Genomic DNA, 23,271 nt, shown 5'->3' on the forward strand with positions numbered 1-23,271 from the left:
TGGTGCTGGTTCACTGCCCCTGGGGTATGGTGCCGGCCTTGGCCTGGCCGTTGACCCGGCCTTGCAGCACACTGCCTGTATTCGGCGCCACGGGTGCCGGCCAACGCATACTCGCGCCCGGCAGCACATAGCCCAGCAAACCTTCGACCAGCGCCTTGCGCTGGCCGCCCTGCTGCAGCACCACGTCGGTCAGCCGTGCATGCACCGGGCCGGTATTGCGCAGCTCCACATAAGGCTTGCCCTGCACCGTGACAGGCCGCCAGCTCAACTGGGGCTTGCCCACGCTGGCGGTGGCGCGCCCGCCCTCGGGGTCCGCCTTGCCCCACAGCCCTTCGCCGTAGACGAACAGCGGTACGGAATAGCGCATCTGCAGCCGAATGGCGGCCGTGGTGCCGGGGCCGGCCTTGTCGAGCGGGATGGCCGGCGGAATTTCGTCGATGATGATGCGATAGGCCTTTTCCTGGCCGGCAGGTGAAGGGCCGGTGCGGGTCAGGCGGATCAATTGCTTCTGCCCAGGAGGAATATTGGCCACCGGCGGGCTGCCGATGATCTCGCGCTGGGCCTGGAACTGCTCCTGGTAACGCCCTTGGTGCCAGGCAAACACCCGCACCTGCAAGTTGGCAGCCTCGGTACCGCGGTTTTCCAGCCACAGTGCGCCGGCCTTCTGGTCGGCCTCCAGCACCGGGTCGATCGGCCAGATCAACACCGAGGTGGCTGCACCAGCCGGCAGGCTGGCCAGCCACCACAACCCGATCAGCCCTCGCGCCCACTTCGCGCCTACTGCCATCAAGCTCTCCTTAGCACTGGTCATTGGCGCCGCTGGCGTTCACCAGGTCACCATCACTTGCACAACATCGGTATAAGTCCCTGCCGGCAGCTTGCCGGTCAGCTGAACCCGCCCATACACCGGCAGCTTGATCGCCGTGGCGTCGCTGTAGCTCACGGTGGCGCTCTGCCCTATGCCCAACGGCTGGCTGTAGGCGGCATCCCGGTACAACTGGTAGGCCAGGACCTGGCTGCCGCTGGTGTTCTTCAAATAGCGCGTGCCGCTGGTACTGTTCTGGCCACCGCCCAGGCTCATGCTCACCGCCACACCCGGGGTGCACTGGAAGGTCACCGTGGTGCCGCCCAGCGAGGTACTGAGCACGCTGGTGGACAACGCCGACTGGGTGCCATAGTTCAGGACCCCATACTGGCTGACACCACCCACCACCAGGCAACCGGCAGCGACCTGCGCCGCGACCGTGAAGGTGCTGGTAGTGGCCGCATCCAGTGGCGCCGCCAGTAGCGCACCAAGGCCAGCCAGGCCCACCGTCAGCCAATGGCGCATGGCTCAGAACGACAACTCGACGGCTACCGTGTCGGTGTACACCCCAGCCGGCAACCCGGCCTTGCCACGCGCCTGGCCGTACAGGTTGACGGTTTGCGCCACACCGGTACTGGTTGGCAGGGTGATGGTGCCATCGATGGCCAACACGGTGGTGCGCCCGGAGTCGGTATAGAAGTCGTAGGGCACGAAATTCCCCGCGCCGTCAGCCAGTGCACGGGTGCCGCCGGTCGATTGGCCGTCATGCGACCCTGCACGCACGCGAATCGCCGGCACCGTGCCCGCCGAGCACAGAATGCTCAGCGCGCCACCGCTACCCAGCACCTGTGCGTTGGCCGTGGTGAACAAGGCATCCTGGGTGCCGAAATCCAGCGAGCCGAAGTTCAACCCCGAGGTGCCTGAACTGCCATTCACCTGGCAGGCCGCCGTCAAGGTCAGCGTCGAGTTGATGGTCCCGGTCACCGTGGCGGCCTGGGCCTGCGTGGCCAGCGCCAAACCCAGGCCGGCGAGGATGCAGCATGAAAGGTTCGTTCGCATCGGAGTCTCCTTGCGTGGTTACCAGTCCAGGGTCACCCGGAGGGTGTCGCGGTACAGCCCGGCTGGCAGCGCGCGCGGTTGCGCGACCACCACGCCGTAGATGGGGATCGGTATCTGTTGCGTGCTGCTGATGGTGAAGGCCCGTGCCTGGCCAATGCCGTAGCGGCTGTTGCCGCCCGGGTCGAGTGCCAGTTGATAAGGAATCAGCTGGCTGCCGTTGCTGAGGCGGCGAATGCCGTCGTCGCCATGCATGCCACCATTGATGCGCACGTTGAATGCACGCACTTCGGGGGTGCAACTGATTTGCAGGCTGCCCTCGCCGCCTGCTTCATCCACCCGGCTACGCAGCGGCTGGTCCCAGTTCGGGCCCCGCTCGCCGAAGTCCAGCAAGCCCGGGTTGGCCAGGGTCGCCGGTTGCGCTTCGTTGCTGCTGATCTGGCAGGCAGCGCTGATCACCAGCCGCGCCTGAATGAAGCCAGTGGCGCTGCCATGCGCTGCACCGCCTGGCACCAGTAAAGGCCCCAGGGTCAACAGCAGGATCGAGGTGCGGTTCATGGCTGCGCGTCCTTGTGCATGGCAGCATCCTCACCAAGTGACCGTGACTTTCAACAGGTCGGCGTACAGGCCGGCTTTCGGCACCCAGGCCAGCGTGTCGATTCGCGCATACAGCGGCAATTCGGCCGAGCCGCTATCCGGTACCCGGGCCGCCTGCGCAACGTTCACTGGCAGTGGCTCGCGCCAGGCCGCGTCGCGATAGAGCCGATAAGGAATAGGCCGGCCCGGGGCGTCGTCGCTGGCCAGGAAACGCACGTCGCCAGTGCCGCCGTGCTGGCCGCCGTCGACCTGTACTTGATAAGGCGTGTCGGGGTTGCACTCAAGGCGCGGCGGGCGCTGGCTGAGCAACACCCCGGCCAGCGGTGCCGCCGGGCCATCCAGCCGCGGCGCAGCACCCAGGTCGATTCGCCCAGCAGCCTGCACGCCCGCGTCGCGGGCCTGGGTGACCAGCATGCAGCCGCGCTGCACCAGGACCCGCACCTCCACCAGGAAGTCTGCCGCTGCGCCAGCGTTGCTCAGTAACAGGCCAAACAACCCGGCCAGTAAGCGCTCCTTCACCTTGTCGTCCTTATCGCTCTATGCTCAGTTGAGCCTAGCAGCGAGGCACGGCGCCAAAAGCTGCAACCGACCGTTTTTTGGTATTAGCAACAAAGCGATAGCGTTCGATGAAAAAAAACCTGCAAGGGGCAGAACCCATCGTGATTCACAGACCTCAAATGGCCAGAAGCCGGCGAATGGGCCGATATTCTGATAAGGTGTACCTCCATCATCCTGCCTCAAACTCGTGCGGCAAGCATGGACCGACAAGACAGGAGCTTTCAATTGATGACTGCAGATAGCACGCTCGCCCAAGCCGTGGAGCGTTGCGCTCAGGAACCGATCCAGGTGCCCGGCAGCGTCCAGCCCCACGGTTTCCTGGTGGTCGTCGACGAAGCCGACTTGCGGGTACTCCAGGCCAGTGAAAACGTCGAACAGTGGCTGGGCAAGCCGGCCAGGGAGCTTATCGGTTGCCATTTCGCCGAGCTGGTCAGTGGCGGGTTCGACTTGCGCATGCACCTTTCGCGGTTACCCGAAGACGAAGTATTCCCCTTTCACATTGGTGATGTGCACCTGTGCGAAGGGGCACCGCACACCGCCGCCTTGCACCTGCTGGCCCACCGTCACGATCAGGTGCTGATCGCCGAATTCGAACCACCGCGGCTGCCGTCCGACCTCATCGGGCAAGGCGATTACTACCCGCTGGTGCGCAACTTCGTCAGCACCCTGCACCTGGCCGGCAGCCTTGAAGAGCTGCTGCAGCAAACGGTGGTTCAACTCAAGCGCATCACCGGTTTTGGCCGGGTCAAGGCTTATCGCTTCGATGCAGAAGGCAATGGCCAGGTTCTGGCAGAGGTCGCCGACCCGGGCTACCCCAGCTACCTGGGGTTGTGCTTTCCGGCCTCGGACATCCCGCGCCAGGCGCGCGAACTGTACCGGGTCAACCGTATCCGCGTGATCGAGGACGCCAACTACCAGCCTTCGCCGCTGCTGCCGGCAGCCAACCCGCGTACCGGCAAGGCGCTGGACATGAGCTTTGCGACACTGCGCAGCGTTTCACCGGTGCACCTGCAGTACATGCGCAACATGGGCACCCTGGCGTCGATGTCATTGTCGATCGTGTCCGATGGCAAGTTGTGGGGGCTGATCTCTTGCCACCATCAGCAGCCCAGGCCTGTAGACCTGCGTACGCGCACCGCCTGCGAGCTGCTGGCCAGCGTGCTGTCGTTGCAGGTCGAGTCCCGCGAGTCGCACGCCAGCACCAGCAAGGTACTGGAATTGCGCCAGCACATTGTCCGCATGATTTCGTCCATGGCCGACCATGACAGCGTCAGCGATGGCCTGCGCGACGTGCCCGACGTCCTGTTGACCTTTGCCGACGCCCAGGGCGCCGCGGTGATCTCGGCAGAGCGCTGCGACCTGTTCGGCCAGACGCCACCCACCGCCCAGGTCACGGCGCTGGTGCACTGGCTGAGCCAGCGTGGCGACGAACATGTATTTTGCACCGACAACGTGCGCCGCGACATCGACGAGTTGCCCGAGCTGGCAGACCATGCCGGTGGCGTGCTGGCCGTTGCGATTTCGCAGATCCATTCGCACTACCTACTGTGGTTCCGCCCCGAACAGGTACGCACGGTGAATTGGGCAGGCCAGCCGACCAAGCAAGTGGGGCCACAGGGCAACCTCGACCCGCGGCACAGTTTCGAGCGCTGGCAGGAGCGACTGCATGGCTACTGCGCACCTTGGGAGCCACTGGTGGTCGAGGGCGTGCAGGATCTACGCACGGCGGTGCTTGGCATTGTGCTGCGCAAGGCCGAGGAGTTGGCACAGCTGGCCGGTGAACTGCGCCGCTCGAACAAGGAACTCGAGGCGTTTTCGTACAGCGTTTCCCACGACCTTCGCGCGCCGCTGCGGCACATTGCCGGCTATACCGAGCTGCTCGGCGAAATCGAGGGCGCAGGGTTGAGCGAGCGTGGCCAGCGCTTCCTGCAACACATCGGTGAAGCCGCCAATTTCGCCGGCAGCCTGGTGGACAACCTGCTCAACTTCTCGCAAATGGGCCGCTCTGCCCTGCGCATGTCCGATGTCGACCTGAACGCCCTGGTCGAGGCTATCCGCAGCGAACTGGCGCCCGATTACCAAGGCCGCGAGATCATCTGGGACATTGCGCCACTGCCGAAGGTGATCGGGGACCCGGCATTCATCAACCTGGCATTGCACAACCTGATCGCCAACGCCATCAAGTACACCCGCGGTCGTGAGCCCGCGCGCATTTCGATCAGCGCCGAGCAACACCCGGACGAAACCGAAATCTGTATCCGCGATAACGGCGTGGGCTTCGACATGGCCTACGCCAACAAGCTTTTCGGGGTATTCCAGCGCCTGCACCGCATGGAAGAGTTCGAAGGCACAGGGATTGGCCTGGCAAGCGTGCGCCGTATCATCGAGCGCCATGATGGCCGTGTCTGGGCCGAGGGCCAGATCGACCATGGCGCTAGTTTCCACTTTTCTCTACCGCGCCAACCCGCGACTACCCGAGGCACCTGAACAATCATGCTCAAACCCATCCTGCTGGTCGAAGACAATCCACGAGACCTGGAGCTGACGCTTTTGGCTCTGGAGCGTAGCCAGTTGGCCAACGAGGTCATCGTCCTGCGCGACGGTGCCGAGGCGCTGGACTACCTGTTGCGCCGCAACGCCTATGCCGATCGTGATGACGGCAACCCTGCTGTAATGCTGCTGGACCTGAAGCTACCCAAAGTCGACGGCCTGGAGGTACTCAAGGAAGTGCGCGCCACCGCCGAGCTGCGTAGCATCCCCACGGTCATGCTGACCTCGTCCCGCGAAGAGCCCGACCTGCTGCGCGCCTACGAGCTAGGGGTGAACGCGTATGTGGTCAAACCCGTGGAATTCAAGGAATTCGTCGCCGCCATTTCCGACCTGGGCATCTTCTGGGCCGTACTGAATGAACCACCACCTGGCTCGCTGCGGCTGAACCGTCGCGGTAGCAATTGAGGCCGCCGCAACGATGCCGCAAACGCCGTTGAAACTACTGATGGTCGAAGACAGCTCGATGGACGCCGAGCTGACCTTGATGCGCCTGGAGCGCAGCGGGCTGCATGTGCAATCGCATCTGGTCTTCGACCATACGGGGGTCGAGCATGCCCTGAAGCAGGACCACTACGACCTGATCCTTTGCGACTGCGTGCTGCCGGGCTCGTCCGGCACCGAGGTGCTGGCCATCGCCCAGCGCCTGGCTGTCGACACCCCGTTCATTTTTCTCTCCGGGATCTACGGCGAAGAGCATGCCGTGGAAATGATCCGCCTGGGCGCTACCGACTATGTGCTGAAGAAGAACCTGCCGCTGCTGCCCAAGGCGGTACGCCGGGCAATGACCGAAGTGCAGGAGCGCCAGCGCCGGCGCCGCGCCGAGGAGGCGCTGGTCGATGTCGAGGCGCGGGCGCGCATCGCCATCGACGCCGCGGGCATGGGCACCTGGGACCTGCGCCCGCAAGATGGCCTGTTGATATGCGACGAGCGCTGCAAGACCCTGTTCGGCCTGCCCGCCAGCGCCGACATGACCATGCAGGTATTCTACGACGGCATCTACCCAGACGACCTGGCGCTGGTGCGCGATGCCGTCGAATACGCCATGCTGCCCGAAAGCGGTGGCCAGTACCGGGTGGAATTTCGCACTGCCCAACCCAGTGGCCAGGAGCCGCGCTGGTTGCTTAGCAGTGGTCAGAGCCAGTTCGTCAACGGCCAGTGCGTGCGCTTTTCCGGCGTGCTGCAAGACATCAACACCCAGCGCCTGGCCACCCAGGCACTGCGCCAGCTCAACGAGATGCTGGGCGAGCGGGTGGAACGCCGTACCCGTGAACGCGACCGCGCCTGGGAGCTGTCACAGGATCTGCTGGCAGTGCTGAACAAGGACCTCACCCCGGTGGCACTGAACCCCGCCTGGGAAGCCAGCCTGGGCTTTTCCCGCGAGCGCCTGAGCCAGTCGTCGCTGTTGCACCTGCTGCCCGAAAGCGATCAGGAACTGCTGTTGACCGAACTGGCCGCGCTCGCGCACGGCCGCACCAGCGCACGTTTCGTCGGCCGTATCCTCCACGCCAGTGGCCAGCAACGCTGGCTGTCGTGGGTCGTGGTGCCCGAAGACACGCTGCTTTACGTGGTCGCCCGGGACATCACCAGCGAGCGCGAAACCGCGCTGGGCCTGGCCGAAGCCAATGCGCGCCTGCGCGAGCAGATCGATGAGCGCGAGCGCATCGAGGCCGCCTTGCAGCAGATGCAGCGCCTGGAAGCGGTCGGCCAGCTGACTGCCGGCGTGGCGCACGACTTCAACAACCTGCTGACCGTGATCCTCACCGGTGCCAGTTTCCTTGAGCGCGATCTGACCCGGGGCGACCTGGACAAAGCCCGGTCGCGCCTCAAGCATGTTCGCGAAGCGGGTGAGCGCGGTGCCAAGTTGACCTCGCAATTGCTCGCCTTCTCCCGTCGCCAGCGCCTGGAACCGGTACCGCTGAACCTCAACCGCACCCTGGCGGGCCTTGAGGAACTATTACGCCGCACCTTGGGCGGCAATATCTCGGTGCGCCTGGACCTGGACCCAAGCCTGTGGCAGGCGCTGACCGACCCGACCCAGACTGAAATGATCATTCTCAACCTGGCCATCAATGCCCGCGATGCCATGCCCGATGGCGGCCAGTTGATCCTGGCGACCCACAACACCTGCATCGACACCCCCCCACAGCGCCCGGAAGACCCTGAGCGGGGCGAATACGTGATGCTGAGCATTCGCGACACCGGGTGCGGCATGAGCGAAGAGGTGGTGGCCAAGGTGTTCGAGCCGTTCTTCACCACCAAGGATATCGGCAAGGGTTCAGGGCTTGGGCTGGCCCAGGTCTTTGGTTTCGCCAAACAGTCCGGTGGTGGTGTGCGCATCGACACCAAGCCAGGGCGTGGTACCGAGGTGGCGGTATACCTGCCAGCAGTGAAAGACCGCGCGGTCAGTGAACCGGCAGCTGCCGTGCTCAGCCTTTCGATCAACGATAGCGGCCGTAACCGGACCGTACTGCTGGTGGACGATGACCACCTGGTACGTGACATGCTCGGCGATGTACTGCGCCAGTACGGCTACCAGGTGCGCCAGGCGCACAGCGGCGAACAGGCACTGGCGTTGCTGGATGACGAGATCGACTTGCTGCTGACCGATTTCGCCATGCCGGAATTCAACGGAGGGCAACTGGCATTGGCGGCCCGCGAGCGGCGCCCGCACCTGCCGGTGGTGTTTCTTACCGGCTATGCGGAGTTGCAAGGGTTGGAATTGCCGGGCAGCCTGGTGATGCAGAAACCGGTGCAAGCCGATGAACTGGCGCGCGTGCTCAACGAGATGCTGGGCGGCCTGGCAGTGCGCCAGGGCTGACCAATGGCTGGGCCGCTTTGCGGCCCTTGGCCAACGCAACGCTGCGGCCACAGTGGGTGTGGCATTTCGCACGCGCAGAAACGACAAAACCCGACGCTCATCAGAATAAGCACCGGGCAAGTTACGTTTGGAACTGGGAAATGGCAGGGGCGGCTGGATTCGAACCAACGCATGGCAGGATCAAAACCTGCTGCCTTACCGCTTGGCGACGCCCCTGTATCGGATGCAGCGTGAACTGCTCTGACAATTCCAAGTGAGTGACAACTGCGTGTTGTCTTGGAATGCGCGGCACTTTAACAACAAAGTTTCGGTCTGTGAACCCCCTGATGAAAAAAAATTGCCAAAAAACAGCGGCTTAGTCATTTCTGCCGCCGCCGCCTACCATCCGTCGTTTTCTTCTCGCTTCGCTTCAACACATTCGCATTCCTCCCTTCAAATCAGATAACCCATCTGCATTGACCAAGGAGGAACCCATGCCCGTCTCTCACGACCTTTACCAGGACCTGCACTACCCACGCGAGATCGTTCAACAACGTCGCCAGGCCGACAAGGCACTGGATCGCTTGCTGGATGAGTACGTCGATATCGACAACCAGGTACTGGCCGCCGAGGCCATCTCGGCAGGCAATTTCGTCGACGAAGACCTGCGCCACCTGAAAGAGCGCCGCCTGGCGGTGAAGTACATGATTGAGCGCCAGCTGGAACGCAAGGCATAGCCCAGCGGCAGCCGTGGCGGCGACACCTATCGCGAGAAGTGATGATTGCCGCGCAATTTCTCTATTGGTCAAAATCGCCGCCCTCGGGCAAGCTGCACACTGCCCCGTCAATGCCCAAGGAGCTGTGCTTTTGCCTGCCTGGATCCCTACCCCGCTGCGCCAACTTGGCCAACGCCTGCGCGGCGCTGCCGCGCATCAGAGCGAACTGCTCGCCTGGTTCGAAGACAAGGCGCACAGCCGCGGTTATCAGCTCAGCGATGGCCAACGCCGGGTGATCGACTGCATGGCCAGGCAATTGGCACAATTGGAGCAAGGCCAGCCGCGTAGCCTGTACCTGTACGGCTCGGTCGGCCGGGGCAAAAGCTGGCTGCTCGACGGCTTCTATCAGGCCGTACCGGTCGAAGCCAAGAAGCGCCTGCACTTTCATGATTTTTTTGCCCGCCTGCACCAAGGCATGCATCGCCACCGGGCGCTGGACGACGCACTGGGCGCGACCCTGGACGAGCTGATAGGCGATTGCCGGGTGCTGTGTTTCGATGAATTCCATGTACATGACATTGGCGATGCCATGCTGCTCACCCGGCTGTTCAATGCCTTGTTCAGCCGCGGGGTGTTTTTGCTGGTGACGTCCAACTACGCGCCTGAGGGGCTGCTGCCCAACCCCCTGTACCATGAGCGTTTCCTGCCGGTGATCCGCCTGATCAACAGCTCGATGGAGGTCCTCGAAGTCGGTGGCGATACCGACTTTCGCAGCCTGCCGGCCAACCGCGAGCAGCAGCGGTTCACCCAGGGGCATTATGTATGGCCCGGCACTGCCGCGCAGCGCCAGGCGTTGCACGTACCCGCGCCACAGCCCGTGCAGCTGGACGTGAACAAGCGCCCACTGCGGGCGCTGGCGGTGGAGGGCCGGCGCGTGGTGCTCGGCTTCGACGACCTGTGCGAAAAGGCCACGGCGGTGATCGACTACCTGGTGCTGGCCGAGCAGTACGACGAATGGGTCATCGATGGGCTGGATGACCTGGCGGACTGCTCACTGGCGGCGCAACAACGGTTCGTCAACCTGGTGGATGTGCTGTACGACCAGGACAGGCAGGTGACGGTAATCGGCAAACGACCGTTGGAACAAAGCCTGGGTGGGCCGCTTGCCGACCTGATGCGCACCCGCAGCCGCCTGGGGCAACTGCAGGTGGTCGGGCCTCAGGGCTAAACCGCCCTGGGCAAGTCAGCCAGCAGCGCCTCGATCTCTCCCAGCACTGCCGGGTCGTCCAAGGTCGAAGGCGGGACGTAGTCCTGCCCATCGGCAATCTTGCGCAACACCGCCCGCAGGATCTTCCCGGAGCGGGTCTTGGGCAGGCGCTTCACCAGCCGCACTCGGTTGAAGCACGCCAACGGGCCTATTTCCTCGCGCACGCAGCCCACCAGGTCGACCAGCAACTGCGCCTCGGCAATGCCCTCGCCGTCCTTGAGCACCACCAGCGCCAACGGCACCTGGCCCTTTATTTCGTCATGCACGCCAATCACCGCGCACTCGGCCACCGCCGGGTGGCGCGCCACCAAGTCTTCCATTTCCCCCGTGGAAAGCCGATGCCCGGACACGTTGATCACATCATCGGTGCGCCCCATGATGTAAACGAAGCCATCATCGTCCAGGTAGCCGCCATCGCCCGTGTGGTAGTAGCCAGGGTAGCTGTGCAGATAGGCCTGCAGGTAACGTCCGTGGTCGCCCCACAGCGTCTGGCTGCAACCGGGCGGCAATGGCAGGGCGATCACGATCGAGCCCTGCTGGTGGGGGCCCAGCAGGCGCCCTTCGTCGTCCAGCACACGCACGTGATAGCCGGGCACGGCGCGATTGCTCGAACCCGGCCGTGCCGCGCTGCCCTCCAGCCCCACGCAGGGCGCAGTGACTGGCCAGCCGGTCTCGGTCTGCCACCAATGGTCGTGCACAGGCTTGCCACTCACCTGCTCCAGCCATTGATGGGTGCTCGAGTCGAGCTTTTCACCCGCCAGGAACACATGGCGCAGCGAGCTGAGGTCATGGTTGCGCACCCGCTCGCCCTGCGGGTCCTCCTTGCGAATGGCACGCATGGCCGTGGGCGCACAGAACAGCGCATTGACCCGATACTGCTCGACCACCCGCCAGTAGGCAGCGGCGTCTGGCGTGCGAATCGGCTTGCCCTCGTAGAATATCGTGGTGCAGCCGCTCATCAACGGCCCGTAGACGATCAGCGAGTGCCCCACCACCCAGCCCACATCGGAAATGCCCCACCACACATCACCGGCTTGCATGCCATAGATATGGCGCATGGCGTAACACAGTGCCACTGCGTTGCCGCCGTTTTCGCGGACGATGCCCTTGGGTTTGCCCGTGGTGCCCGAGGTGTACATGATGTACAGCGGGTCACCGGCATCCAGCGCCACCGGCTCAACCGGCTTGGCAGTTCGCACCGCCACCTGCCAATCCAGGTCGCGCCCTGGCAGCAGATCGGCCTTCACCTGCGGCCGCTGCAGCACCAGCACCGAGCGCGGCTGGTGCCTGGCCAGTTGCAGCGCACGGTCGACCAGTGGCTTGTAGGGGATGACCTTGTCGAACTCCAGCCCGCAGGAAGCCGTCAGCAGCAGCGCCGGCCGCGCGTCATCGATGCGCAGGGCCAGCTCGTTGGCGGCGAAGCCACCGAACACCACCGAGTGCACCGCACCAATCCGCGCACAGGCCAGCATGGCCATGGCCGCCTGAGGCACCATGGGCATGTAGATGATCACGCCGTCGCCTTTGTTAACGCCCAGTTCACGCAGCAAGCCGGCCAGGCGCGCCACCTCGTCGCGTAACTGCAGGTAGGTGTAGGTTTGCTGCACGCCAGTCACCGGCGAATCGTAGATCAGCGCCAATTGCTCGCCGCGGCCCTGCTCGATCTGGTGATCGAGGGCCAGGTAGCAGCTATTGAGCCGGCCATCGGCGAACCAGCGGTGGGTGCCATCGGCGTTCTCTTGCAAGACCTGGGCAGGTTTTTGATACCAGGCCAGGTGAGCGGCCTGTTCCGCCCAGAAAGCGGCAGGGTTGGAGATGGACTGGGCGTAGCTGTGCTGGTAGCTCATAACGAAAGGAACCCGATTTTGTTGTTATTGAAGGGCGAACCTGAAGTATGGCCTGCACCGCCCGCCTCGCCAGGCGACTAAAGTCACAACCGACCTGCAAATTTGCATAACGCGCCAATGCGCCCTATTTCGGTGCAAAACCCCTAGAATAGGCCCCCCTCAAGCCACCGAGCAGCCCATGGATATCGAACAGGCCCGTACCTTTCTGGAGATCGTGCGTTGCGGCAGCCTGGTCGCTGCCGCCGAGCGCCTGTTCGTTTCGCAAACGGCGATCACCGCCCGGGTGCAGCGCCTTGAACAGCAACTGGGTTGCCAGTTGTTCGTGCGCAGCCGCAGTGGCGCCAGCTTGACCTGCGATGGCGAAGCTTTCGTCAGTTATGCCAACCAGTTGGTGCAGACCTGGGAGGCGGCGCGCCGTGACCTGCCGCTGCCCGAGGGCTGCCAGCAGGTGCTGCATGTAGGCGGTGAAGTGAGCCTGGGCAACCCGATGATGCTCGATTGGGTCAGCGCCCTGCATCGCGAACTGCCCAGCCACGCGATCCGCAGCGAGGTCAGCGACGGCGAGGCGCTGCTGCGCAAGGTCGAGATGGGCCTGCTGGACGCTGCGCTGGTCTACCAGCCAACCTATGGCCCGGGTTTGCAGGTCGAGCAGTTGATGGAAGAAAAGCTGATCCGCGTGCGCCGGGTCGATCGGCCCGAGCCGTATATCTACATCGACTGGGGCCAGGCCTTCCGCCGCCAGCATGACGCGGCCTTGCCCGACTGCGCGCGCCCGGCGCTGAGCTTCAACCTCGGGCCACTGGCGCTGCAGTTCATTCTCGACCAAGGCGGTAGTGGCTACTTCCGCACACGGGTGGTCCAGGCCTACCTCGACAGTGGGGTTTTCGAGCGAGTCCCGCACGCGCCTGAATTCACCTACCCAACCTATCTGGTCTACCCGCGCAAACGCGACAGCGAAGCCCTGCAGCAGGCGTTCAGCGTGCTGCGCCGGCTGGTGGCCGCCGGCGCAAGCGACTGGTCACAACGCTGGGACCCTGTTCTCTGAAACCCGTTGGGCCTTGCTGAGCAACTGGCGCTTGAGGCCGGCGATCAGGTCGGTCTGGGTGATCACCCCCACCAGGCGCCCATCGTCGAGCACCGGCAGGCAATGCAGGCCTTGTTCGCACAGCAGCGGCAGCAGGCGCTCCAGCGGGTGCTGGCTGCTGACGCTGACCACTGGCTGCATCATCACCTGGGCCAGGCGCACGGGCGGGCGGCCGAACAGTCCGCGCCAGGTGAAACGGCCACGTTGCATGGCCGGGCCAACCAGATCGCTGAGGCTGACTATGCCCACCAGTTTGCCGTGCTGCAGCACCGGCAGTGTTTTCAGATGGTGGCCGGCCAGCATGGCACAGGCCTGCTCCAACGTCGTGTCGGGGCTGGCGAATTGCACATCGCGAGACATCACTGACGCCGCGGTGATGCCGCCCAGGCTGCGCTGCAAGGCATGCTGCTCGGTGGCCAGGATAATGCGCTCCAGTTCGTCACGGGTGACGTCCACGAACTCGCCCAGCTCTTCGAGGGCATGGTCCAGGTCTTCGCCGCGCACGCCAACGCGCTCGGTAGGCAGCGGGTCATGGGTATGGTGCAGGTCCTTGCGGATTACCGCGCCTTTGGGGTAGCGCACGCCCGTCAGGCGGTTGTAGAGCACTGCCACCGTTACCAGGATCAGTGCATTGAGCAACACCGGTTGCAACAGGTGGTCGCCCAGGGCGGTCAGGCCCGGGTCGGCCAGTACCGCACTCACGGCCACCCCGCCACCCGGGGGGTGCAGGCAGCGCAGCAGGCACATGACCAGGATCGAGATCCCCAGCGCCACGGCGGCCACCCACAACTCGGGGCCGAACCCCTGGCGCATGGCCAGGCCAACAGCGCCTGCCAGGGCGTAACTGCCCAGCACTGGCCAAGGCTGGGCCAACGGGCCGGAGTGCACCGCGAACACCAGCACCGCCGACGCGGCCAACGGGCCGAGCAAGTGCAGAGCGATACCGGGGCCGTAGGCCATGCTGGTCAGCCAGCCGGCGAGGAACAAGCCAAGCAGTGCGCCAATACCGGCACGCAACCATTCTTTGGGGGGGATATTCAGGGCGGGCGGCAATAGCCGCAGCAGACGACTTTCGGAACGCGAGGCAGGCATTTGAACTATCGGGGTCGTGTTTTTTTCGGTTTGAAAAGAAAGCCCAGGGCAGCTGCCTGGGCCTGGTATTGCGCAGGCAATATCACAAGGGGCTCCGTCCGTGGAGAGATGGAAACCACGCGGCTTCGTGAAGGCATTGTGCCGAGCGCGGCGCGAATGGGCCAATTCAAAAAAATGCGCCTGTACTGCAATTTTTTTGCAGTGCCTATCGGCAAAGCAGGCCGCCGCAGCCGCAGGCGCGGCTCGGGACCACTAGGCCTTGCGCGGCAGGTTCAGGCTCACCCGCAGCCCGCCCAACGGGCTTTGCTGCAACGCCAGTTGCCCTCCCCAGGCCTCCACGATGTCGCGCACGATGCCCAAGCCCAGGCCGTGCCCGTCCACCTGTTCATCCAGCCGCGACCCGCGCCCCAGCACCTGCTGGCGCTGCCCCTCGGGAATGCCTGGCCCATCATCATCGACCCACAGCCGATACCCTTCGGCATCCGCCTCGGCCCCCAGGCGCACTTCGCTGTCAGCCCACTTGCAGGCGTTGTCCAGCAGGTTGCCCAGCAGCTCCAGAACGTCTTCCCGGTCCCATGGCAGTGACAGCCCGGGCGGCACATCACTGGCCAGCAGCAAACCTTCGCCATGGATCATGCCCAGGGTTTCGAGTAGCCCGGGCAACTCGGCATCGCAATCGAACTGCGCGCCTGGCAGGGCGTCGCCGGCCAGGCGCGCCCGGTTCAACTCACGGGCCAGGCGTTGCTGGATCTGCTCCAGTTGCTCACGCATCTGCGCGCTGACTTGCGGCAAATCCTTGAGGCGCTCGCTCGACGCCAGGCTGAGCAGCACCGCCAGCGGTGTTTTCAGCGCATGGCCAAGGTTGCCCAGGGCATTGCGGGAACGGCGCAGGCTGTCTTCGGTGTGGCTGAGCAAATGGTTGATCTGCCCCACCAACGGGGCCAGCTCGCTGGGGACTTCGGCATCCAGTTGCGAACGCTGCCCCTGCTGCAGCTGGGCGATCTGCTGGCGTGCCCGCTCCAGCGGCCGCAACGAGCTGGTGACGGTAATGCGCTGCAGCACCAGCACCAGAATCAACGCCACCAGGCCCATGCCCAGGCCGATCTGTTGCAGGCGCCGGAACCCCTGGCGTACCGGGGAATAGTCCTGGGCCACGCTGATGGAAATATCCTGCCCCAGGCGCCGGTAGTCGGCACGCAGTGCCAACAGGTGCTGCCCTTCCGGCCGCAGCTCATGGCTGTCGGAAAGCCCTGGGGCCGCCGGTTTGGGCATATCCAGGTCCCACAACGAGCGAGAACGCCAGGTGCCCTGGTCGAAGTCGATGCGGAAGTAGTAGCCGGAAAACGGCCGCTGGTAAGCCGCCGAGATACGCCGCTCGTCCAGCTGCAGGCCGGACGGCCCCCGCACCAGGGCCACCAGCAGGTTCTCGCTTTCCTTGCGCAGGCCGTTTTCCAGGTAGCGTTGCAGGCCGGCTTCGAACAACCACAGGGTCAGTTGTGCCAGCACCACGCCCACCACCACCAGCACAGCGACCAGGCCCAGGCTCAAACGCGCCTGGATCGACTTCACTCGGCGCTCCCGGCGTAGATGTAACCTTGCCCACGGCGGGTTTCGATCACGCTGCGCCCCAGCTTGCGGCGCAAGTGATTGACGTGCACCTCCAATACATTGGAGTCACGCTCGGTTTCACCGTCGTACAGGTGTTCGGCCAAGTGGCTTTTGGACAGGATCTGCTGTGGGTGCAGCATGAAGTAGCGCAGCAAGCGAAACTCGGCAGCGGTCAGCTGGATATCTACACCGTCGCGGCTCACGCATTGGCGGCCTTCATCCAGGTGCAGGCCGGCCGCTTCCAGCCTGGGCTGGTTGGCCAGGCCGCGGGCACGGCGCAACAGCGCCTGTATGCGCAACTGCAACTCTTCGGGGTGAAACGGCTTGCTCAGGTAGTCATCGGCCCCTGCCTTCAACCCTTCGATACGCTCGGCCCAAGAGCCGCGCGCGGTCAGGATCAGCACCGGCGTGGCCAACGCAGCGGCACGCCACTGGGCGAGTACCTCCAGGCCCGGCATGCCCGGCAAGCCGAGGTCGAGGATGATCAGGTCATAAGGCTCGCTCTGGCCCTGGTACACCGCGTCACGGCCATCGGCCAGCCAGTCCACGGCATAGCCCTGGCGTTGCAAGCCGGCAATCAGCTCATCGGCCAGCGGTACGTTGTCCTCGACAAGCAACAGGCGCATTCAGTCGTCTTCCTCATCTTTGAGCAGGGCGCCGGTGCTGGCGTCAAGCTTGATTTCGCGAACCACGCCAGCAGGCGTCAGCAGCTCGACCTCATATTCGTAGCGATCATCGTCCTCTTCCAGCTCGGCTTCCAGCAAACGCGCCCCGGGGTAACGCCCCAGGGCGGTTTCCAGCAACTGTTCGAGTGGCAGGATGACGCCCTTTTGCCGCAGTTTAAGGGCTTCATCCTGGTCGAGGTCGCGGGCGGCTGCCAGCGAGCACACGGCCAGCAGCGCCAGCGCCAGGTAGCGCGCTGGCCGTGGTAAGCGACGCATCAGTTGTCTCGCTCGTCCTTCACCACTTCACCGGTCTTGGCGTCCAGTGCCACGTCCCATTCCACGTTCTGGGTATCGCGCAGCTCGACTTTGTAGATGTAACGGCCGTACTCGTCTTCCAGCTCGGAATCAGTAACGGTGGCGCCGGGGTGCTTGGCCATGGCAGTGGCCTTGAGTTCGTCCAGCGACTTGATTGTCTTGGCGTTTACCAGTTTGACCACTTCGTCGGGCTGCACATCCTTGGCGAAAGCGGCATTGGCGCCCAGGGCAAGGGCGGCGGCGGTGAACAGGGCAGTCAAGGTTTTCATCGTGCTTCTCTCCTGAGAGCTGTACAAGTTGTCTACGGGGTTAAGATTACCCGGCGGTCCTTAATTCAACCTGAAAGCAACGGGCGGCATGATAGCGCAGCCTGCGGGGCCGTGTGATGTTCCACCGAGCCGTTGCATCAGCACGCAGTATTCGCTTCACCGAACCTTATAATCACCGGCTCGATACCCAGGAGATCCGTCATGAGCGCCATCCACATCAAATACCCTGCGCTCACGTTCAAGGCGGGCCAACGTGCCCTGCAGCACATCCGCGAGCGCGGGCTACAGGCGGCCGATGTGGGTGTGCTGCCAGGCGCAGCGGGCGGGCCGAAGCCACTCGGCATCCAAGGCCTGGACCTGGCCCTGTTCGGTGAGTGGCTACCGTCGGCACCCCGCCAACGCGCACTGATCGGCGCCTCGATCGGCGCCTGGCGCTTCGCCAGTGCCTGCCTGCAAGACCCGGTGGCCGGCATCCGCCGGCTTGGCGAACTGTATACCGAGCAAGACTTCGCCAAAGGGGTAACACCGGCCGAAATCAGCCGCAGTTGCGCAACAATGCTCGATGACCTGCTGCAGGGCCGCGACGCCCAGTTGCTGGCCAACCCGCACTATCGCCTGAACATCCTGGTGGTGAAAAGCCACGGTCAGCTCGCCCACGACCAGCGCGCCCGCCTGGGCCTCGGCCTGGGCTCGGTGGTCGCCAGCAATCTTTTGGGCCGGGCACGCCTGGCGCGCCACTTCGAGCGCATCATCCTGCATGACGGGCGTAGCGCGCCGCCGCTCGATGCCTTGACCGACTTCCCTTCGCGCTGCCTGCCGCTGGACCTGGCCAACCTGCGCCAGGCCCTGCTCGCCTCGGGCTCGATCCCGATGGTCATGCAGGGAGTGAAGGATATTCCTGGGGCGGGCGCCGGTACTTACCGCGACGGCGGCTTGCTCGATTACCACCTCGACCTGCCTTACCACGGCGACGACCTGGTGCTGTACCCGCACTTCACCGACAAGGTCATACCCGGCTGGTTCGACAAGGCGCTGCCCTGGCGCAAGGGCGATGCCAGGCGGCTGCAGAACGTGTTGCTGATGACGCCCTCACCGCACTATCTGGCCGCCCTGCCCTTCGGCAAGTTGCCAGACCGCAACGACTTCAAGCGTTTCATGGGCGATGCCGCGGGGCGCAAACGCTATTGGTACAAGGCCATTGCCGAAAGCCAGCGGCTGGGCGACGAATTGCTGGAACTGGTCGCCACCGGGCGGCTGCATGAACGCCTGCAAGCCTTGTAGCGGTCATGCTGTTAAACTGCGCGCATTATTGATTCACTCAGAGTTCTGACAGCGTGGAAATCTTCAAGGAATTTACATTCGAATCGGCCCACCGGCTGCCACACGTGCCTGCCGGGCACAAATGCGGCCGCCTGCACGGCCACTCGTTCAAGGTCGGCCTGCACCTGACCGGCCCGCTGGACCCGCACACCGGCTGGATCCGTGACTTCGCCGAGGTGAAGGCCATTTTCAAGCCGATCTACGAGCAGCTCGACCACAATTACCTGAACGACATCCCCGGCCTGGAAAACCCCACCAGCGAGGTAATCGCCAAGTGGATCTGGGATCAGGTCAAGCCGCTGCTGCCGGAGCTGTCCAAAGTCCGCATCCACGAGACCTGCACCAGCGGGTGCGAATACTACGGCGACTGAAACACCGCCAGGGTCAGGCGGCCCCTATGCTCAGCACCTGCAGATGCAGATAGCCTGCTTCACCTTGCACCTCGCTGAGGTAGGGAAAGCCGTCCTCGACCAGCCGCCTGACCGTCTTGCCATGCAGGCTGACCAGGCTCACGTCGCTGACCGCATCGCCTTCGGCAAGCTGCTCTGGCGCCAGGCCATCCAGGCGCCAGAGCATGGTGCCGGCGGCCAGGGCGTCATGGCCAACGGCCTGCGCGGCCGAGTACAGGGCCAGATAGCCGTTGCGGCTGACATCCAGGCGGTGACCGCGCCGCCGCCAGTGCGGATGGCTGTCTTCGTCACCCACGGCGCGGATCTCGAAGTCGTACTCACCATCGGTCTCGTAGCAGCCGAACCAGAACAGCGTGCGGAATTTGCGCCGTGAGATCACATACGCCGGTGCCACCGGGTCGGTGTAATGGTCTTCACCGGCGTGCAGCCAGCCACCACTGGTAAAGGGCGAATCGCCATTACCTGTGTCACCGATGGGCACGCCTTGAACCTGCCCTTGCGTGCTCAAGCGTGGCTGCCAGTACAGCCTGGCAATGAAGCTTTTCTGAGGTTGAAATTGGTAGTGGGACATGCCGTCGAGCCCTCTTCACTGGCGGAAAAGGAAGACACTAGTGAGTGCTGTTGCCCGCTTGCAGCCGGAACCCGCTCCCAGGCCATGCAAACAAGGCGTGAACCGCGGCGAAGGCGCTGATGCCAGCGCTTAGCCCAGCGAGCTGGCGAGAAACGCAGGGGCGATGTAACGCTGGTAGTGCGCTTCGGACAAGAGGAAGAATTCGCGGTCGATGGCATCGCGCAACTGCGGCAGTTCCCAATCGCGAAATTCCGGCAGCAGTACCATGCCGTAGGCTTCCAGATCACGGATCATCCGCGCACCGCGGGCGATCAGCTGGTAGGCCCAGCAATATTCCGACTGCTGGTCGACGAAGCGGATGGAGCGCTGCTCCAGTTGCTGGCGCAACAGGCTTTTGTCGAACACCTCGAGCTTGGCCATCATGACCTGCACCAGCAACTGCTCAAGGCGCAGCCACACAGCGCGCTTTTGCGCGTCATCGTAGCCGTTCCAGTGGATCACTTCGTGGTGGAAGCGCTTGCAGCCGCGGCAAACCGTGTCCCCATACACCGTGGAGCACAGGCCGACGCAAGGGGTCTTGATGGAGTTGTTGGACATGAAAAACAACAGCATGGCGATGGAACACGCGCCCATGTTAGCCCTTTGTCTAACCAGGGTCACTCGTTAAAGTGATGTTCTGCGCCTTACCTTCGGGCTTTTTTTGCCGTAGAATCATCCGGCCTTTTCACAGGCAACAATGTCCGTAGGAAGCTGTTTTCAAAGCGTCACGAGCACAGTTGATCCGGTAGAACGGCGTTGGCCCGGGCCATGCATCCCTCGCATGCCCGCGCCAGCCCTCATCAGCACCCCGTTCTGCAGGCGTAAAACTTTGAAAGCAGCTTCCGTAAGGATTCTTTGCGACCCTGGCCGGGCGGCTCAAAAAGCCGTGGCGGCGCATGGGTGCATTGAATGCTGGATGAGCGTCCCGGACCCCCTTTAGGGACCACTGATGAGGGAAATAACTGTGCTTGAAGCCTACCGCAAACACATCGAAGAGCGCGCCGCCCTGGGCATCGTGCCCCAGCCGCTGAACGCCGAACAAACCGCAGGCCTGGTCGAGCTGCTGAAAAACCCGCCGGCCGGCGAAGAAGCCTTCCTCGTAGAACTGATCACCCACCGTGTACCGCCAGGGGTCGACGAAGCTGCCTATGTCAAGGCTGCTTTCCTCTCTGCTGTCGCCAAGGGCGAAACCCAATCGCCACTGATCGACCGCAAGCACGCCACCGAACTGCTGGGCACCATGCAGGGCGGCTACAACATCGAAACGCTGGTCGCGCTGCTGGATGACGCCGAACTGGGCGCCGTCGCGGCCGAACAGCTCAAGCACACCTTGCTGATGTTCGATGCCTTCCACGATGTGGCCGAAAAAGCCAAGGCTGGCAACGCCAACGCCAAGGCCGTGCTGGAGTCCTGGGCTGCCGGCGAGTGGTTCACCTCGCGCCCGGCCATCGCCGACAAGTACACCCTGAGCGTGTTCAAGGTGCCTGGCGAGACCAACACCGACGACCTGTCCCCTGCACCCGATGCCTGGTCGCGCCCTGACATCCCGCTGCACGCCCTGGCCATGCTGAAAATGGCCCGTGACGGCATCGAGCCGCAGCAGCCGGGTTCGGTAGGCCCACTCGCCCAGATCGAAGCGGTCAAGGCCCAAGGCTACCCGGTTGCCTATGTCGGTGACGTGGTCGGTACCGGTTCCTCGCGTAAATCCGCCACCAACTCGGTGCTGTGGTTCTTCGGCGACGACATCCCGTACGTGCCGAACAAACGCGCCGGTGGTTTCTGCTTCGGCACCAAGATCGCCCCGATCTTCTACAACACCATGGAAGACGCCGGCGCCCTGCCGATCGAGTTCGACTGCACCAACCTGGCCATGGGCGACGTGATCGACGTCTACCCGTTCAAAGGTGAAGTGCGCCGCCATGGCAGCGACGAGCTGGTCACCACCTTCGCCCTGAAAACCGAAGTGCTGCTGGATGAAGTGCGCGCAGGCGGCCGTATCCCGCTGATCGTCGGCCGTGGCCTGACCGAAAAAGCCCGTGCCGAGCTGGGCCAAGGCCCATCGGAGCTGTTCAAGAAACCGGAGCAGCCAGCCGACAGCGGCAAGGGCTTCACCCTGGCGCAGAAAATGGTCGGCCGTGCGTGCGGCCTGCCTGAAGGCCAGGGCGTGCGCCCAGGTGCCTACTGCGAACCGAAGATGACCACCGTCGGCTCCCAGGACACCACCGGCCCGATGACCCGTGACGAGCTGAAAGACCTGGCTTGCCTGGGCTTCTCCGCTGACCTGGTGATGCAGTCGTTCTGCCACACCGCGGCTTATCCGAAGCCGATCGACGTCACCACCCACCACACCCTGCCAGACTTCATCCGCACCCGTGGCGGCGTGTCGCTGCGCCCAGGCGACGGCATCATCCACAGCTGGCTGAACCGCATGCTGATGCCCGACACCGTGGGTACTGGCGGCGACTCGCACACCCGCTTCCCGATCGGCATCTCGTTCCCGGCCGGTTCCGGCCTGGTCGCGTTCGCCGCGGCCACCGGCGTCATGCCGCTGGACATGCCAGAGTCGATCCTCGTGCGCTTCAAGGGCAAACTGCAGCCTGGTATCACCCTGCGTGACCTGGTCCATGCCATCCCTTACTACGCCATCAAGCAAGGCCTGCTGACCGTCGAGAAAAAAGGCAAGAAAAACGCCTTCTCCGGCCGCATCCTGGAAATCGAAGGCCTGGACGAACTGACTGTCGAACAAGCCTTCGAGCTGTCCGATGCTTCGGCCGAGCGCTCGGCTGCCGGCTGCACCATCAAGCTGCCAGAAAAGGCCATCGCCGAGTACCTGAAGTCCAACATCACCCTGCTGCGTTGGATGATCGGCGAAGGTTACGGCGACGCCCGTACCCTCGAGCGCCGCGCCCAGGCCATGGAAGCCTGGCTGGCCAAGCCTGAGCTGCTGTCGGCCGACGCCGATGCCGAGTACGCCGAAATCATCGAGATCGACCTGGCCGACGTCAAAGAGCCTGTGCTCTGCGCGCCGAACGACCCGGACGACGCGCGCCTGCTGTCCTCGGTTCAGGGCGAGAAAATCGACGAAGTGTTCATCGGTTCGTGCATGACCAACATCGGCCACTTCCGCGCTGCCGGCAAGCTGCTGGAGAAGGTCAAGGGCGGTATTCCGACCCGTCTGTGGCTGGCCCCGCCAACCAAGATGGACGCACACCAGCTGACCGAGGAAGGCTACTACGGCATCTACGGCAAGGCCGGTGCACGCATGGAAATGCCAGGCTGCTCGCTGTGCATGGGTAACCAGGCACGTGTGCAGACCGGTTCGACCGTGGTCTCCACCTCGACCCGTAACTTCCCGAACCGCCTGGGCGACGCCACCAACGTGTACCTGGCGTCGGCCGAGCTGGCTGCCGTGGCTTCGATCATCGGCAAGCTGCCGACCGTCGAAGAGTACATGCAGTACGCCAAAGACATCGACAGCATGGCTGCCGACGTCTACCGCTACCTGAGCTTCGACCAGATCGCCGAGTTCCGCGAAGCGGCTGCCAACGCCAAGATTCCGGTGGTACAGGCGTAAGCTGAGCGGCAAGTTGTAAGCTGCAAGCTACAAGAAGAAGCCCTGGCAGAAATGCCGGGGCTTTTTTGTTCCTCACCGGCCCTATCGCTGGCAAGCCAGCTCCCTTTGGGAGATTCTATGGTTTCTGGCAA

General features: G+C 63.8%; 22 protein-coding genes and 1 tRNA gene. 9 read left to right on the top strand and 14 right to left on the bottom strand.

Going from position 1 to position 23,271, the window contains the following annotated elements:
• Positions 1 to 10 precede the first annotated feature (10 nt).
• From K4A76_RS14390 to K4A76_RS14410, 5 genes are read right to left on the bottom strand one after another with little or no spacing between them, the layout of a single operon-like run.
• On the bottom strand, positions 11 to 787 hold the full coding sequence (locus tag K4A76_RS14390; RefSeq protein WP_274410543.1) for a fimbrial biogenesis chaperone: 777 nt from the start codon (positions 785 to 787) through the stop codon (positions 11 to 13).
• A 39-nt stretch (positions 788 to 826) separates the two neighbouring features.
• Positions 827 to 1,330, bottom strand: coding sequence for a Csu type fimbrial protein (locus K4A76_RS14395; protein ID WP_009685919.1), 504 nt, complete (start codon positions 1,328 to 1,330; stop codon positions 827 to 829).
• Positions 1,331 to 1,333: 3 nt separating this feature from the next.
• Positions 1,334 to 1,864 carry a Csu type fimbrial protein gene (locus tag K4A76_RS14400; RefSeq protein ID WP_009685920.1) on the bottom strand — a complete coding sequence of 177 codons (531 nt, stop codon included), beginning with the start codon at positions 1,862 to 1,864 and terminating at the stop codon, positions 1,334 to 1,336.
• 18 nt (positions 1,865 to 1,882) lie between these two features.
• Positions 1,883 to 2,419 carry a Csu type fimbrial protein gene (locus tag K4A76_RS14405; protein WP_054913375.1) on the bottom strand — a complete coding sequence of 179 codons (537 nt, stop codon included), beginning with the start codon at positions 2,417 to 2,419 and terminating at the stop codon, positions 1,883 to 1,885.
• A 30-nt stretch (positions 2,420 to 2,449) separates the two neighbouring features.
• Entirely contained in the window at positions 2,450 to 2,977 is a 528-nt protein-coding gene (locus tag K4A76_RS14410; RefSeq protein ID WP_274410544.1) for a Csu type fimbrial protein, read from the bottom strand.
• A gap of 267 nt (positions 2,978 to 3,244) precedes the next feature.
• On the opposite strand from K4A76_RS14410, the gene K4A76_RS14415 reads away from it, so the two are divergent.
• Genes K4A76_RS14415 through K4A76_RS14425 form a run of 3 tightly spaced genes read left to right on the top strand, consistent with a single transcriptional unit; the run spans position 3,245 to position 8,384 of the window.
• Positions 3,245 to 5,503, top strand: coding sequence for an ATP-binding protein (locus K4A76_RS14415; protein WP_274410545.1), 2,259 nt, complete (start codon positions 3,245 to 3,247; stop codon positions 5,501 to 5,503).
• Between the two features lie 6 nt (positions 5,504 to 5,509).
• Complete coding sequence (locus K4A76_RS14420) at positions 5,510 to 5,971, top strand: response regulator (RefSeq protein ID WP_009685925.1); 462 nt, start codon at positions 5,510 to 5,512, stop codon at positions 5,969 to 5,971.
• 13 nt (positions 5,972 to 5,984) lie between these two features.
• Positions 5,985 to 8,384, top strand: a complete 2,400-nt coding sequence (locus tag K4A76_RS14425; protein WP_274410546.1) for a hybrid sensor histidine kinase/response regulator — start codon at positions 5,985 to 5,987, stop codon at positions 8,382 to 8,384.
• Positions 8,385 to 8,525: 141 nt separating this feature from the next.
• Here K4A76_RS14425 and K4A76_RS14430 read toward each other — a convergent pair.
• Positions 8,526 to 8,600: transfer RNA gene (locus K4A76_RS14430), tRNA-Gln, on the bottom strand.
• A gap of 257 nt (positions 8,601 to 8,857) precedes the next feature.
• On the opposite strand from K4A76_RS14430, the gene K4A76_RS14435 reads away from it, so the two are divergent.
• Both K4A76_RS14435 and zapE read left to right on the top strand, forming a co-directional pair.
• A complete protein-coding gene (locus K4A76_RS14435; RefSeq protein WP_009685928.1) occupies positions 8,858 to 9,100 on the top strand; it encodes a DUF465 domain-containing protein in 243 nt (80 codons plus the stop codon).
• A gap of 130 nt (positions 9,101 to 9,230) precedes the next feature.
• Positions 9,231 to 10,307: a cell division protein ZapE gene (gene zapE, locus K4A76_RS14440; RefSeq protein WP_274410547.1), complete on the top strand. Its 1,077-nt coding sequence runs from the start codon at positions 9,231 to 9,233 to the stop codon at positions 10,305 to 10,307.
• Here the strand turns inward: zapE and K4A76_RS14445 are convergent.
• Positions 10,304 to 12,193, bottom strand: coding sequence for a propionyl-CoA synthetase (locus tag K4A76_RS14445; RefSeq protein WP_274410548.1), 1,890 nt, complete (start codon positions 12,191 to 12,193; stop codon positions 10,304 to 10,306). The genes zapE and K4A76_RS14445 overlap by 4 nt on opposite strands.
• A gap of 178 nt (positions 12,194 to 12,371) precedes the next feature.
• Here K4A76_RS14445 and K4A76_RS14450 point away from each other — a divergent pair, with 178 nt between their 5' ends.
• Complete coding sequence (locus K4A76_RS14450; RefSeq protein ID WP_009685932.1) at positions 12,372 to 13,238, top strand: LysR family transcriptional regulator; 867 nt, start codon at positions 12,372 to 12,374, stop codon at positions 13,236 to 13,238.
• Here the strand turns inward: K4A76_RS14450 and K4A76_RS14455 are convergent.
• The 5 genes from K4A76_RS14455 to K4A76_RS14475 all read right to left on the bottom strand — a co-directional run bounded on the left by K4A76_RS14455 (position 13,212) and on the right by K4A76_RS14475 (position 17,226).
• Positions 13,212 to 14,369 carry an HPP family protein gene (locus K4A76_RS14455; protein ID WP_274410549.1) on the bottom strand — a complete coding sequence of 386 codons (1,158 nt, stop codon included), beginning with the start codon at positions 14,367 to 14,369 and terminating at the stop codon, positions 13,212 to 13,214. The two genes, K4A76_RS14450 and K4A76_RS14455, sit on opposite strands and share 27 nt — an antisense overlap.
• A 252-nt stretch (positions 14,370 to 14,621) precedes the next feature.
• Positions 14,622 to 15,938 (bottom strand): ATP-binding protein, encoded by a 1,317-nt coding sequence (locus K4A76_RS14460; protein ID WP_274410550.1) that lies wholly within the window; start codon positions 15,936 to 15,938, stop codon positions 14,622 to 14,624.
• Positions 15,935 to 16,603, bottom strand: a complete 669-nt coding sequence (locus K4A76_RS14465; RefSeq protein WP_009685936.1) for a response regulator transcription factor — start codon at positions 16,601 to 16,603, stop codon at positions 15,935 to 15,937. The genes K4A76_RS14460 and K4A76_RS14465 overlap by 4 nt, the downstream gene beginning before the upstream one ends.
• Positions 16,604 to 16,918 carry a PepSY domain-containing protein gene (locus tag K4A76_RS14470; RefSeq protein WP_009685937.1) on the bottom strand — a complete coding sequence of 105 codons (315 nt, stop codon included), beginning with the start codon at positions 16,916 to 16,918 and terminating at the stop codon, positions 16,604 to 16,606.
• Entirely contained in the window at positions 16,918 to 17,226 is a 309-nt protein-coding gene (locus K4A76_RS14475; protein ID WP_029886952.1) for a PepSY domain-containing protein, read from the bottom strand. Before K4A76_RS14475 ends, K4A76_RS14470 begins: the two co-directional genes overlap by 1 nt.
• Positions 17,227 to 17,427: 201 nt before the next feature.
• Between K4A76_RS14475 and K4A76_RS14480 the strand changes: the two genes are divergently transcribed.
• Together K4A76_RS14480 and queD are read left to right on the top strand one after the other, a co-directional pair.
• Positions 17,428 to 18,507 (top strand): patatin-like phospholipase family protein, encoded by a 1,080-nt coding sequence (locus K4A76_RS14480; protein ID WP_054881342.1) that lies wholly within the window; start codon positions 17,428 to 17,430, stop codon positions 18,505 to 18,507.
• A gap of 53 nt (positions 18,508 to 18,560) precedes the next feature.
• Entirely contained in the window at positions 18,561 to 18,917 is a 357-nt protein-coding gene (gene queD, locus K4A76_RS14485; protein WP_009685940.1) for a 6-carboxytetrahydropterin synthase QueD, read from the top strand.
• A gap of 13 nt (positions 18,918 to 18,930) precedes the next feature.
• Here queD and K4A76_RS14490 read toward each other — a convergent pair whose 3' ends face one another.
• Both K4A76_RS14490 and K4A76_RS14495 read right to left on the bottom strand, forming a co-directional pair.
• The gene (locus K4A76_RS14490) at positions 18,931 to 19,527 is read right to left on the bottom strand and encodes a hypothetical protein (protein ID WP_274410551.1); all 597 of its coding nucleotides are present in this window, start codon (positions 19,525 to 19,527) and stop codon (positions 18,931 to 18,933) included.
• A gap of 129 nt (positions 19,528 to 19,656) precedes the next feature.
• Positions 19,657 to 20,124 carry a DUF1289 domain-containing protein gene (locus K4A76_RS14495; RefSeq protein ID WP_161892253.1) on the bottom strand — a complete coding sequence of 156 codons (468 nt, stop codon included), beginning with the start codon at positions 20,122 to 20,124 and terminating at the stop codon, positions 19,657 to 19,659.
• A gap of 406 nt (positions 20,125 to 20,530) precedes the next feature.
• Between K4A76_RS14495 and acnB the strand changes: the two genes are divergently transcribed.
• The gene (gene acnB / locus K4A76_RS14500; protein ID WP_029888008.1) at positions 20,531 to 23,140 is read left to right on the top strand and encodes a bifunctional aconitate hydratase 2/2-methylisocitrate dehydratase; all 2,610 of its coding nucleotides are present in this window, start codon (positions 20,531 to 20,533) and stop codon (positions 23,138 to 23,140) included.
• Positions 23,141 to 23,271 lie beyond the last annotated feature (131 nt).

Origin of the sequence: Pseudomonas sp. NEEL19, assembly GCF_028751975.1 — a bacterium.
In the GTDB taxonomy this organism is placed as follows: domain Bacteria; phylum Pseudomonadota; class Gammaproteobacteria; order Pseudomonadales; family Pseudomonadaceae; genus Aquipseudomonas; species Aquipseudomonas juntendi.

Excerpts from the sequence above, each read along its gene's own strand:
- K4A76_RS14395 (WP_009685919.1), bottom strand. The coding sequence starts at position 1,330 with ATGCGCCATTGGCTGACGGTGGGCCTGGCTGGCCTTGGTGCGCTACTG.
- K4A76_RS14405 (WP_054913375.1), bottom strand. The coding sequence starts at position 2,419 with ATGAACCGCACCTCGATCCTGCTGTTGACCCTGGGGCCTTTACTGGTG.
- K4A76_RS14400 (WP_009685920.1), bottom strand. The coding sequence starts at position 1,864 with ATGCGAACGAACCTTTCATGCTGCATCCTCGCCGGCCTGGGTTTGGCG.
- K4A76_RS14495 (WP_161892253.1), bottom strand. The coding sequence starts at position 20,124 with ATGTCCAACAACTCCATCAAGACCCCTTGCGTCGGCCTGTGCTCCACG.
- K4A76_RS14475 (WP_029886952.1), bottom strand. The coding sequence starts at position 17,226 with ATGAAAACCTTGACTGCCCTGTTCACCGCCGCCGCCCTTGCCCTGGGC.
- K4A76_RS14455 (WP_274410549.1), bottom strand. The coding sequence starts at position 14,369 with ATGCCTGCCTCGCGTTCCGAAAGTCGTCTGCTGCGGCTATTGCCGCCC.
- K4A76_RS14450 (WP_009685932.1), top strand. The coding sequence starts at position 12,372 with ATGGATATCGAACAGGCCCGTACCTTTCTGGAGATCGTGCGTTGCGGC.
- K4A76_RS14490 (WP_274410551.1), bottom strand. The coding sequence starts at position 19,527 with ATGTCCCACTACCAATTTCAACCTCAGAAAAGCTTCATTGCCAGGCTG.
- K4A76_RS14415 (WP_274410545.1), top strand. The coding sequence starts at position 3,245 with ATGACTGCAGATAGCACGCTCGCCCAAGCCGTGGAGCGTTGCGCTCAG.
- K4A76_RS14390 (WP_274410543.1), bottom strand. The coding sequence starts at position 787 with ATGGCAGTAGGCGCGAAGTGGGCGCGAGGGCTGATCGGGTTGTGGTGG.
- K4A76_RS14480 (WP_054881342.1), top strand. The coding sequence starts at position 17,428 with ATGAGCGCCATCCACATCAAATACCCTGCGCTCACGTTCAAGGCGGGC.
- K4A76_RS14445 (WP_274410548.1), bottom strand. The coding sequence starts at position 12,193 with ATGAGCTACCAGCACAGCTACGCCCAGTCCATCTCCAACCCTGCCGCT.
- K4A76_RS14435 (WP_009685928.1), top strand. The coding sequence starts at position 8,858 with ATGCCCGTCTCTCACGACCTTTACCAGGACCTGCACTACCCACGCGAG.
- K4A76_RS14420 (WP_009685925.1), top strand. The coding sequence starts at position 5,510 with ATGCTCAAACCCATCCTGCTGGTCGAAGACAATCCACGAGACCTGGAG.
- K4A76_RS14470 (WP_009685937.1), bottom strand. The coding sequence starts at position 16,918 with ATGCGTCGCTTACCACGGCCAGCGCGCTACCTGGCGCTGGCGCTGCTG.
- K4A76_RS14465 (WP_009685936.1), bottom strand. The coding sequence starts at position 16,603 with ATGCGCCTGTTGCTTGTCGAGGACAACGTACCGCTGGCCGATGAGCTG.
- K4A76_RS14425 (WP_274410546.1), top strand. The coding sequence starts at position 5,985 with ATGCCGCAAACGCCGTTGAAACTACTGATGGTCGAAGACAGCTCGATG.